7 protein-coding genes are annotated in these 12,444 nt (G+C 39.7%); 4 read left to right on the top strand and 3 right to left on the bottom strand.

The annotated features are described in order from the left end of the window. Positions 1 to 132 precede the first annotated feature (132 nt). Entirely contained in the window at positions 133 to 828 is a 696-nt protein-coding gene (locus ACWATR_RS24700; RefSeq protein WP_460338251.1) for a class I SAM-dependent methyltransferase, read from the top strand. Positions 829 to 916: 88 nt separating this feature from the next. On the opposite strand, the gene ACWATR_RS24705 is transcribed toward ACWATR_RS24700, so the two are convergent. Next, positions 917 to 1,957 (bottom strand): glycerophosphodiester phosphodiesterase, encoded by a 1,041-nt coding sequence (locus ACWATR_RS24705; protein WP_460338253.1) that lies wholly within the window; start codon positions 1,955 to 1,957, stop codon positions 917 to 919. A gap of 139 nt (positions 1,958 to 2,096) precedes the next feature. On the opposite strand from ACWATR_RS24705, the gene ACWATR_RS24710 reads away from it, so the two are divergent. The 3 genes from ACWATR_RS24710 (at position 2,097) to ACWATR_RS24720 (ending at position 8,524) form a co-directional block, all read left to right on the top strand. Then, positions 2,097 to 3,068, top strand: a complete 972-nt coding sequence (locus ACWATR_RS24710) for a class I SAM-dependent methyltransferase (RefSeq protein WP_460338255.1) — start codon at positions 2,097 to 2,099, stop codon at positions 3,066 to 3,068. Between the two features lie 749 nt (positions 3,069 to 3,817). Beyond that, positions 3,818 to 5,854, top strand: coding sequence for an NAD-dependent DNA ligase LigA (gene ligA, locus ACWATR_RS24715; RefSeq protein WP_460338257.1), 2,037 nt, complete (start codon positions 3,818 to 3,820; stop codon positions 5,852 to 5,854). Positions 5,855 to 6,385: 531 nt separating this feature from the next. After that, on the top strand, positions 6,386 to 8,524 hold the full coding sequence (locus tag ACWATR_RS24720) for a hypothetical protein (RefSeq protein ID WP_460338259.1): 2,139 nt from the start codon (positions 6,386 to 6,388) through the stop codon (positions 8,522 to 8,524). Positions 8,525 to 8,719: 195 nt separating this feature from the next. On the opposite strand, the gene ACWATR_RS24725 is transcribed toward ACWATR_RS24720, so the two are convergent. Together ACWATR_RS24725 and glgP are read right to left on the bottom strand one after the other, a co-directional pair. Further along, complete coding sequence (locus ACWATR_RS24725) at positions 8,720 to 9,454, bottom strand: Uma2 family endonuclease (RefSeq protein ID WP_460338261.1); 735 nt, start codon at positions 9,452 to 9,454, stop codon at positions 8,720 to 8,722. 132 nt (positions 9,455 to 9,586) lie between these two features. Beyond that, positions 9,587 to 11,800, bottom strand: coding sequence for an alpha-glucan family phosphorylase (glgP, locus tag ACWATR_RS24730; RefSeq protein WP_460338263.1), 2,214 nt, complete (start codon positions 11,798 to 11,800; stop codon positions 9,587 to 9,589). Positions 11,801 to 12,444 lie beyond the last annotated feature (644 nt).

A 12,444-nucleotide genomic window follows, 5' to 3' on the forward strand; every position in this document is an offset into this window, starting at 1 on the left:
ATTGCTAATTCACCTGCAAATAATTTTCTTTAACAGTTCTTTGCTAAAGGAACAGTTTTTTATTGCCTTAATACAAGGTAATTAATAACTTCTTATTAGCTTGATTATACCTTACCCCTGAATTTTAGTCAAATGAAAGATATCTTTTTTTGTCCTGAAGAATCTAATTTCTACTCAAACTGCTTAGAAAACTTTGTCCTCAGAAATTGTAAAAATTACGAATCTATTGTTGAGTTTGGTTCAGGAGATGGCAGCCCTGTAATTAATTCCTTATTGAGAAATAAGTTTGATGGAATAATTCAGGGATTTGAGTTAAATACTTCTGCATGGAAAGTCGCAAATTCAACCATCGATGAATACGATCTCACTAATAAATACATCATCCATAATTCATCTTTGTTTAATTCTTCTCAACCCGATGCCGATTACCTTGTAGCTAATCCACCCTATCTACCCGCACCAGATAGCGATATTTATATGCCACTTTTATTTGGGGGCGTAGATGGAGCCACAGTTACTAACAAGCTTTTATCGTTAGGTTATGAAAATGTGTTGGTTTTAATATCTAGCTTTTCTAATCCAACAAGTACGCTAAACCTCGCAAAAGAAAATGGTTATTCTGTTCAAAACTTCATGGTGTTACCTTTGCAGTTCGGCTACTATAGCTCTGATCCCAAGGTAAAGAAGCATATCGAAAAACTCCGAGAAAATAAGATGGCATATTATTCTGGCGATTATTATTTTTTAGCTGGCGTTTTATTTAAAAAATGCCAGGAGTCTGTAATTGATTTATCTAATCAATTAGCTCAGGTGATGACTAGTTTGTGATAATGCTAAATCTCAGGTTCCCGACTTATTTAATCATTCGTGAATCTTATTGTGCATTACCACAAATTTGATTTTATGCTCCCGAATTTCATGGGGAACCAAGTTTAAACCGAGGGTTTTCAGTGACAGCAAAAGCCGTATCTGGGTAGTCAGTAAATACGCCATCAATACCTAAGCTGAAAAATAATTCATATTCCCCTTGGGGATTTCCTTGAAAATCTAGTGGTAAAAAGCAGTCTTCATTGCGGAAAGTCCAGACATGAACCAGCAAACCAGCCGCATGAGCATCTGTGACTAAAGATGTAGGCGATGTCTGGCGACAAGCCGCTTTGCGTCTACGCAATTTACCATTGCTGTCTCTCGGAACCAGCAAATTTTTATGAACGCCAACTGCTTGTGCATATTTAGCAATTTCTTTTAAACCTGATGCAGTGGCTAAATCTGCATAGGTGCTATCGCAGCCACTAACGACAAAATCATAAGGTTTACCACTGTCATTCAGCAATTGCACCAGAGGTAAATCAGTCTTTGTAGATAAATCTTGTAAATTACCCACTTCAAAAGACTGAATGAAAACAGGTGCATTAGCGCCCTGATAACCGTTGGCTGTCAAAGTTGCAAGTAGGGGTGCTTCAAGGGGTAACCCAATAGATTGAAAGTAAGTTGGGTGCTTAGTTTCTGGGTAAATACCGATCGCCCGATTAATTTCGGCACTTTTAACCTTGACTAAATCGATGATTTCTTGGAGAGTAGGAATTTCTAAGAGTCCATCATAAGTGGTATTTTGCGATCGCAGTTGCCCAATTCGCTCCTTAGCTCGTAGTGTTTTTATTTCTGTCAAGGTAAAATCCTCAGTAAACCAGCCAGTTTTCGATTCGCCATCAATTATTTTCGTGGTTTGACGGTAAGCAAATTCTCGATGGCTAGCAACATCAGTGGTTTCAGAAATCTCATTTTCGTGACGAGCAATTAAAACACCGTCTTTGGTGGAAACTAAATCAGGTTCAATATAATCAGCGCCTAGTGCGATCGCTAATTTGTATGCAGCTAAAGTATGTTCTGGACGATAGCCGCTAGCACCTCGGTGTGCAATAATAATTGCAGGTGTATTTTGCAGAATTCTAGTCATTACTTTCCCCGCCTCAAAAAACTGGCATATTAAAGAGAAAGATATTAACACATAACGGAAAATATAAATCTAGTAGAGCATAAAAAGCATAGTAAACTCTAAGTAAACACATCAAGAAATAGATCAATCAACGTTTATTATGTCTGAAACTTTTTCAAATAAATGTCCTGTTTGCAACCATGATGGCATCCATATTCGTTCATTATCTCAAAAAAATATTATCAGCGAATTAGAAGATTATTTTGCCGAGAAGCCTCCAGAAAAAATTGAAATCATAGACTATGAAATACAGCAATGTAAAAAGTGCTCGCTTGAATATGCTTTCCCTTTAGAAGCAGGTAGCCAGTCATTTTATCAATGGGTTACTACAAGAGTTGGTTATTATCCAGAGTCTAGATGGGAATGGTTTGCGGTTATTGAGCAAATAAAAAAGCGAGAAAGACAAAATCCGATTTCTGTCTTAGATGTGGGCTGCGGAGGAGGTAATTTTCTGGAAATTGCTGCTAAAAAACTTTCAAATACTCGTATAGTTGGCTTGGATACAACTCCAGAATCTGTTGACCAATGTCAGAAAAGAGGATTTGAAGTTTATTGTGAAACAATTGAGAGTTTTTACAATAAATTTTCTAGTGAAAAGTTTAACTATGTCTTGTCTTTTCATTGCTTAGAACATATTAGCCAACCAAAGGAATTTATTGCATCAATGCTTTCTGTTCTGAAACCGATGGGTAGTATCTTGATTAGTACTCCTTATTCACCAATGTCAGTTGAATCAGATTGGTTTGATATATTAAATCATCCACCACATCATATACTACGTTTTAGTAAAAAATCTTACGAAGAACTAGCACGTCAACTAGGCTGTGAGATAAAATTTTATATGCCACCTGCAAATTCTGCGATCGCACGAGCAACAAACAATTTTAGTTTATCTAAATTTGGCAAAAATCAAACAGTATCGAAGTTGAGACTACTCCAAGCAATACTAAAAGATCCTAGTCTATTTTGGAAAATCTTCTCTCGTCAATTAGGGCGCGATCGCGTTAATGGAACTGTTGCCGCAGATATGGTTTTAGTGGAATTCAAGCTATCCTCAAAAAGTAGTATATAAATTATTTAAGATATAATACCAATTCTTTATGAAGACGCATAGAAAGAACCCCACCGCCGGCGGCACCTCCCCTTGGGAATGAAGCCTACACTCTAGATTTACCCCCCTTGGCAAGCTACGGTGTACACACAAGTCCTAAAAACCTAGCTTGATAAGCATTTCCTCGTTCCCAGTCTCAGACTGGGAATGCATTCATTGAGTCTCTGACTCAATATCTGACTAGAGGCAGCAGCCCCTAATCAGGCATTCCCAGTCTCCGACTGGGAACGAGATCAACGAGAAAACAATGAATGGAAAATCAAGCTTTTTTCGACTTGTGTGTACACCGTAGAGGGTTAGGGAGGGGTCAAAATAATATGCAGCTTCACAGAAAACTAGTATAAGAATCCTATTTGATGTTTAAAAAACATAAGTGAAAATACTGCCGACTGTACAAGTCTAACAGCGAACAATGATTTATTGTCACGAAGCGCTGCACGTAAAATGTTAAGTCTACCGATGGATGGAACGATTGGGATTAAATTAAGTAACCTGGAAAAGTCTCTAAGTACAGCTTGGCGAAAATCTAGCTAACATCTCAATTAACTATAGGACTCATATTTGATTTTTGAACAAAACTCAGTACACCTTTATTCCTTCTTCCCAGTCCCCAGTCCCTAATCCCCAGTCCCTTACCTCTACGAGTGAATCCAAACAAAGCAGGTTCGATCATCTTTAAATTTTATTCGTTGATATTTTGTAATAATTCAATGACACAGATTAAGCCTGAAGTAAAGCGCACAGAAGAATTGCGCCAGTTATTGCAACAAGCCAGCTATGCTTATTACGTCTTAGATACTCCAATCATGGAAGATGCAGTCTATGACCAACTATATCGAGAATTACAACAACTGGAAATTCAATATCCAGAGTTGACAGCACCCGATAGTCCGACTCAGCGCGTGGGTGAAAGACCAGCAACACAGTTTACTTCGGCGCGGCATAATATCCCTTTGTACAGTCTGGAGAATGCATTCAATATCGATGAGTTGAAAGGGTGGGATCAGCGTTGGCGGCGACAATTACCAAAAATAGAATCAGTGGAATATGTCACTGAACTGAAAATTGATGGTTCTGCTTTGGCTCTTACCTACCAGAATGGCGTTCTAGTTAGGGGGACAACTAGGGGTGATGGGGTGGCGGGTGAAGATATCACCCAAAATGTGCGGACAATTCGCTCAATTCCCTTACGTTTGAATTTTGAAGGGTTAGAAATTCTGGAAAGGGTGGAAGTGCGAGGCGAGGCGTTTTTACCCTTGGAAGTTTTTAAACAAATTAACGAGGAAAGACAAAAAGCAGGTGAGCAATTATTTGCCAATCCCCGCAATGCCGCAGCTGGTACACTCAGGCAATTAGACTCCCGCATTGTCGCTAAACGGCGGTTAGATTTCTTTAGCTACACTCTGCACATTCCTGGTAGAGATGACACCAGTATTGCCAATACCCAATGGGAAGCGTTGGAATTGTTGGAAAAAATGGGTTTTCGAGTCAACCCCAACCACAAACTGTGTGCTTCGATCGCAGAAGTGGCAAAATATTATGAATACTGGGATACGGAACGGCTGAATTTACCCTACATGACTGATGGGGTAGTAGTGAAGCTGAATTCTTTTAAGCTTCAGGAACAGCTAGGATTTACGCAGAAATTTCCCCGCTGGGCGATCGCTTTGAAGTACCCAGCCGAAGAAGCACCCACCCGTGTAGAAAATATTGCTGTGAATGTTGGGAGAACGGGGGCGTTAACACCGTTAGCTGAGATGCGCCCTGTGCAACTGGCGGGAACAACAGTTTCCCGCGCGACTTTACATAATAGCGATCGCATTACTCAATTAGACATCCGCATTGGCGATACTGTTATTGTCCGTAAAGCTGGGGAAATCATTCCAGAAGTGGTGAGAGTAATCAAAGAACTGCGTCCCGCTGATACCGAACCCTTTGTTATGCCTACCCATTGCCCAGTCTGCGGTCAATTGGTGGTGCGAGAATCAGGTGAGGCGGTGACTCGGTGTGTCAATGCTTCCTGTGCGGCGATTCTCAAAGGTTCCATTGAACATTGGGTCAGTCGTGATGCCTTGGATATTAAAGGCATGGGGGAAAAGTTGGTGTATCAACTCGTTGATAAAGGATTGGTGCATTCCGTTGCCGATTTATATGAGTTGACAGCAGAGAAGTTATCTGCATTAGAAAGGATGGGGAAAAAGTCGGCAGAGAAATTGATTGATGCGATCGCTCAATCAAAAAATCAACCTTGGTCAAGGGTATTGTATGGTTTAGGCATCCGTCACGTTGGCAGTGTGAATGCTCAATTGTTAACTCAGAAGTATTTCACCGTAGACCAGTTAGCTACAGCCAAGCAATCAGATATTGAAGGCATTTACGGTATTGGTGCTGAAATTGCCCAATCTGTATACCAGTGGTTTCGGATTGACGCCAACCAAAGATTGATAGAACGCTTGCAAGCAGAAAAATTACAATTAACTGCCACAGAGGAAACAAAAACAGTTGGTGATGGTAATCAAAAGTTTGCAGGTAAAACTTTTGTAATTACGGGTACACTACCAACCTTAAAACGAGATGAGGCAAAGGCTTTGATTCAAAAAGCTGGGGGAAAAGTGACTGATTCAGTGAGTAAGAAAACAGATTATTTGGTGCTAGGAGAAGATGCCGGTTCTAAATTAGAAAAGGCGATCTCGTTGGGAATTACGCAGTTAAGCGAGGCGCAATTACTAGAGATATTTGAAGTTTAAAATAAGGTAAACGCCTGGAAAAATATATACAGCAGTTTTCTTTTGCATGAAATTCAAAGTCTCTCTCCTTTTAGGAGAGAGATTTAGAGAGAGGTTTTCCAGATACGGTGAAAAGTCAGATTTATCAATCAGTCTGAAAGCACGACCGCTACAATCCGCATTATTTCGTTGACTGATAAAACCTACTAATACCAATTCAATTAATGATTGCAACACATCCTTGGGTAAAGACGCGATGAATCGCGTCTCTACAAATGGTCTATTTGTCGCATTCTTTTTTCAAATTGGTATTACTACTTAAAACTTAACTAAATATAACTTTATAATATCTTTTGCGGAATTTTGATATGTTCTTGTGTATCAAACTTTATTGGCTTATATCGTGTTCCTCTAATATTAACTGTTATTGAGTGAAGTAAAACATCTTGTAGATTGATTATTTTCCCTTTTACTCTCGTTGAAATTAAAGCTGGGTACAAGATATAAACCAATATGAATAATTAACTCTTTGTATATTTACAGAAATTTGTCATGAAGAAAAAACAACAGGTTTTTAACGGTATTTTATTGTGGGTGGGACTGGCATTCCTGGGTTTAATGCTACAAAACTTCTACAACGTATTGCAATATATTTTCTTTCTCCGAGTACCTATAATTGTTGGCTTATTGCTATTGTTCTTGCCAACAATTTCAGTGAATACTGGTTTATCCGCGATGCTAAAAAACTTGTTTATACTTCGCGCTAATAATCAATTGGTTTTAGTGATTGGAGGTGCAGTTTTAGCAGGACTAGCTACGATAGAAGTTTTCGATATCATTTTGTATAATTCCCATCTTCGTTTTGATGTACCTCAGCACCAAGGAATTCCAGAATTTCTCCAATATTTAATCGCTATTATCTTAAGTCTTCCGATTGCCATAAAGGCAACTCAACTTTCCAAGAAAGAAATAAAAGAAGGAGATCATGGCTGGGGAATTATATTTGGCGTTGTTGCAGGAGCTTTCCTGATAATAACAACTCACCTTGCCAAGATATTTTTTAAATCCAATCAAATTTTAGAACAGGTATTATTGAAAATAATTTCTTTTTTGCCAGGAAGAATACAAAGAGGTTATATTGATGAAAGTAGTGATTTGTCTTATGGGATTGCTGAAATAGCAGTATTTTCTATCTTTCTCTTAATTGTTTATGGGTTGGGTTATTTGATTTTTAAACCTCGCCCAATCAGGAATAGATTTGAAGTTCCTGCTCTTTTCTATATTACTCTTATTCTTTCAATCATGGTAGTGTGGATAGGCGGAATTTCTTTCTTTAACGACGTATCTCGCGTTCCCACATTACTATTATTTTTAGCAATTTCATCTGCTTCTTATACTATTTTTAAAGTAGATCATTTTTACAAAATATACTTAAAGAATAATTGGTTAAAACCTACAGAAGAAAAGTGGATTAATATTATCTCTCAACGGCTGAATAATCAACAAACTGAAGATAAAACTTTAGTTGTAGTTTGTGCAAGTGGTGGAGGTATTCAAGCATCTGGATGGACAACTAAAGTTTTGACTGGTTTACAAGAAGAACTTGGATCTGAATTTACCAAAGCCATTGGTTGGATAAGCTCGGTTTCTGGTGGTTCTGTTGGAACAATGTTTTATTTGGATAGATTTGGAGAGCAAGGTTATCCAGAAGAAAATCAATTAAAACAGATTTTTAAAAGCGCTACAGAAGATAGTTTAGATGCTACAGCCTGGGGATTAGCTTATCCAGATTTACTGCGTTTTATTGGTTTCCCTTTTGTTGTACCAAAAGCGCAAGAAGATAATACTGCAACTGAGCAAGACCGTGGTACAGCTATCGAAATAGATTGGAAAGGGGAAATGGAACATCCCGATGCAAGTTTAGGTAGCTGGAGTGAGAAAATTGACCAAGGAATTATTCCTATTCCTATTTTTAATGCAACTTTAGTTGAAGATGGACGGCGTTTTTTAGTTAGTCCGATGACTTTTAGTAAGCATGAGGATTGCAAATCTATAGATTTTAATACCCTTTATCCAGAATATGATATTGATGTGACGACAGCTGCAAGATTATCCGCTACTTTCCCTTATGTGTCTCCTGTGTGTCGTCCTAGTCAAGAAACTAAATGGAATTATCATATAGGTGATGGTGGTTACTTCGACAATTTTGGTATTGGTACTAGCATAGATTTACTTGATAACCTATTAGAATCTGAGCGATGTAACCAAATAAAAAGAGTTATTTTAATCCAAATAAATGCTTTTCCTGATGATGAAAATCTTCAAGAAGAAAAAGGTGCTCCCGGATGGCAGATGGAAGTTATTGGTTCATTGCTTGCTTTATTAAATGTTCGTAGTTCTACGCAGAACGAAGGCAACGCATTAAATATTAAACTCTTGACAGACAAATATAAATGTGGTTACAAGCATGATGAGCAGGAAAAATTGCAGCAATTTTTGAAAGATAAATCTTGTCAGAAAGGCGTAGAAATTATGTATATTCCGATTAAATTTCCTCGTGGTAAAATTAATCCCCCGCTTTCTTGGCAGTTAACCCAAGAACAAAAAAAAGCTATTCAAAATGCATGGGAAGATTGGAAAATAACTAACTCTACTCTTATCTTGAAACTCAAAAAGATGTTCCCAGAGTGATGAATATCTAGTCAGAAATGATTTAGTATTGCTGTAACAATCCTATTTAATTTGTGAAAATTGCAACCCGCAGATCCCCGACTTCTCAAAGAAGTCGGGGATCTTGTTTATGATGAATGATTCAGGATTGCTATAACAAACTAGTTTGTTTTGCACAATCGGATGATTCTCGTAGAGGCAATTCATGAATTGCCTCTACGAAAACGGGGGTAAGTTATTAGGGTCAATACCCTGAGATTGCAAATAAGCAACTAGTCGTTCTTTTTGCTGGCGTTCTTGTTCAATCTGTTCTACAGCCCACGGTAACAAATTACCATCTCGATCCCACCAGCGTAACCAATAACCAGTTCGCGCTTCTTTTGTTCCTTGCCAAGTTCCCAAAAATAAGCCCATTACATCAATCCAATGACGCCCATTTTCGTCGGGTTGCTCTAACTCATAGCGTTTATTTTCTAGTTGAAAATATTCTAGTAAACCGCCATCTGGTTCAAAAATTATGTAGATGGGAATCTGTAAAATTTGCTCGTAGAAAAACCATTTTCCTGGTGGATAGGTTCGCTTTACCGAATATTCTCCACCCTCAGTATCGGATAAAAATTCGATAGCGATCGCAGGGATATCTCCTTCTAAATTGGGTGTATAACTTTTGCGATTACCCACGACTTCATTAACCGACGGTACATAAACCCAGTCTGGTGCTTTGGCAATAAATTGGCCGTTGACTGTCGCACAAAGACCAAAGTTGGAAGCTATCAACATCTGCGGTTGGATGAATCCACTGATTTCTAGGCTTTCACGCAAAGCACCAGCCAAAAGTGGCTGACCGGTATTCTCCACTGGTTCATCCTCTAGTTGAAAATCTTTGGGCAAGGCTTCCCAAGAGATTACCAGTTCTGTTGGTGATTTGGCTTGGCTGAGTTGGGTTGCCATAAACACAGCATGAATTTATTTTTGATCTTATCGCTTTCGGGAAGGGGAATGGGGAATGGGGAATGGGGAATGGGGAATGGGAAAAAATTTCTTTAAAATGCCCAATGCCCCATGCCCAATTCCCAATTCCCTTTAAAGCAGTACTTTAGCTAAAATCGGTTCCACACTTTTAGAAATCTCTGGGACATACACCTGTGAAACGTAGTCGGCAATCATTCTGTCGGTGTTGAATAATGGTGCATTTGTTTTAATGGATGTTTTCATCATCTGCACCCAGCGATGGGGAATGCCTTGGGCATCTTGGTCATAGTATAAAGGGACAATTTCTTCTTCTAACAGCTGATAAAGCGATCGCGAATCAATCCGATCTTGCAATTCTTGATCGCTAGTATGAGCATCTTCACCAATTGCCCAACCGTTAATTCCTTTACCATCTGGCCCTGCTTGGTAGCCTTCGCACCACCAGCCGTCCAAAACGCTGCAATTAAGACCACCATTGAAGCAGACTTTTTGCCCACTTGTACCAGACGCTTCCAAAGGACGACGAGGATTATTTAACCAAACATCCACACCTTGCACCAATTTTTGACCAGTGTAAATGTCGTAATCTTCAATAAAGGCGACTCGGTTAATAATCCCGGAATTGTGACACCACTCCATCAATCGCTGAATAATCCGCTTACCTTCTTCATCAGCTGGGTGGGCTTTACCTGCAAAGATTATTTGTACTGGACGTTGAGGATTACCAAAAATCTTCAGTGCGCGTTGGGCATCCCGCAAAATCAAATCCCCGCGTTTGTAAGGGCTGAAGCGTCTGGCAAATCCAATGGTCAACACGTTGGGGTCGAGTAAGCTTTGTGTTGCTTGAATGAGTTCATAATTTTCGCCACGCAACTCCCGTGCTTTCTTCACCTTATAACGGGTAAACGCAATCAATCTTTCTTTGAGAATAAGATGTCGTGACCACAGTTCCTCGTCGGGAATGTCATCAACTTTAGCCCACATCTTGGGATCAACGGCGCGATTTTTCCAGTCTGCTCCCAAATATTCGTTATATAAATCACCTAACAGCGGTGCAGTCCAAGTGGGTGCATGAACGCCATTGGTAATGTAACCAATTGGTACTTTGTCTTCCGATCGCTGCGGATAGAGAACTGTCCACATTTTACGAGAAACTTGACCGTGCAATTCACTCACACCATTACAAGCACGCGACATCCGCAATGCTAAAACGGTCATGCCAAAGGGTTCCCAAGGATCGCCCAATCGCCTTGCACCCAATGCTAAAAATTGCTCACGAGAAAGTCGCAATTGCGGCCAATAGCTGGCAAAGAAGGAATCTATTAAATCGGGGGAGAAGACATCATGACCGGCGGGAACGGGCGTATGGGTGGTGAATACACAACTGTTTCGCACCTTGGCTTCGATGTCGTAAAAGGATTTACCAGTCTGCTCAATTTCTAAGCGGGCAATTTCTAAGGTGCAGAATGCAGCGTGTCCTTCGTTGAGGTGATAGACAGAAGGTTCAATTCCTAAAGCGTGTAGGGCGCGAACACCACCAATTCCCAAAACTACTTCTTGGGCGATGCGGGTTTCCAAGTTACCACCATATAGGTGTCCCGTTAGCCAGCGGTCAATGGGATCGTTATCGTTGCGATCGCTATCTAATAAATATAATGTGACTCGCCCAACTTGGACTCGCCAGATTTGCACTTTCACAAATCGCTGGCGAACTTGTAGCTGGATAGTAATTGGTTCCCCTTGGTCATTTTTAATTAACTCCAGGGGCATTTGCTGAAAGGGGTTATCAATATAATAATCTTCTTGCCAACCGTGGCGGTTCAAGCGTTGCCGAAAATAACCTTGGCGATACAACAAGCCAACACCAACCAACGGCACACCTAAATCTGATGATGATTTCAGGTGATCCCCGGCGAGAATACCTAAGCCGCCAGAGTAGACAGGTAGGGATTCATGGATGCCAAATTCGGCGCAAAAGTAGGCAATGGGGTGAGATGCAGATACTTGCGGTGCAACTCGACTGACCCAAGTATCTTGCTGGTTGATGTATTGGTCAAACTCACGCGCTAGGGCGGATATCTGCTTTAAGTAAAACGGGTCTTCTGCTAATTGGGTCAGACGCTCGTAACTTGCAGACTCTAAAATTGCCACTGGGTTATGCCCACAGCGTTCCCATTCTTGGGAATCAATTGTTTGGAATAAAGAGATGCGATCGCCACTCCAACTCCACCAGTAGTTATAAGCCAAATCTGCCAAACGCTTGAGCGGTGAAGGTAACTTTTCACTCAAGCGTCCTGCTGGGGTGATTGCACTGTTGTTAGCCATACTAAATCTATGTCCTCGCGCTTAACTTTTTGTCTATTTCACTGATTTATCTGCTCACAATCGATTTCTCTTCAGGTTTATGCCACCGGAGGATTCATAAATGAATCCTCCCCTGAAGTTGGAACAGTTTATCGACATCAAACCCTATCCAATTAAATGGTTTTTATTGTTTTTGTCTTCTCAAAATTATCCCTACTTTTGGACAGATTTGGTATTTTTTTCTATCAAATTCGTTGACATTATTTTAACTTTTTTGTTTTGTTGTTAATATTTTTTAAATGTTAGCAATAAACAACTAAGATTATTGATATGTCTTGATGTATATAGCAATCCGATTTGATTTCTGAATCACTCGTAGAGTTCAGGGACTGGAGATTGGGGAACTCGGGGCCCCCTCTGGGGATTAGGGGCAATGGGGACTGGGAAGAAGGAATAAAGGTGTACTGAGTTTTGTTCAAAAATCAAATATGAGTCCTATATCACTTTTGACTAAAGCTCTTTGCATTCAGACAGTGCTTTTTATACGCTAATCACAGCAATTATACTGTTGTTATCGGTAAACCTTATATCTGTATAACGAAGAATTAAGGATGAATTCTAAATTGGCAAAATGTGCATCCTAAGATTAAGTTTTTGCAAAAGCT

Source organism: Nostoc sp. UIC 10890 (genome assembly GCF_054786515.1).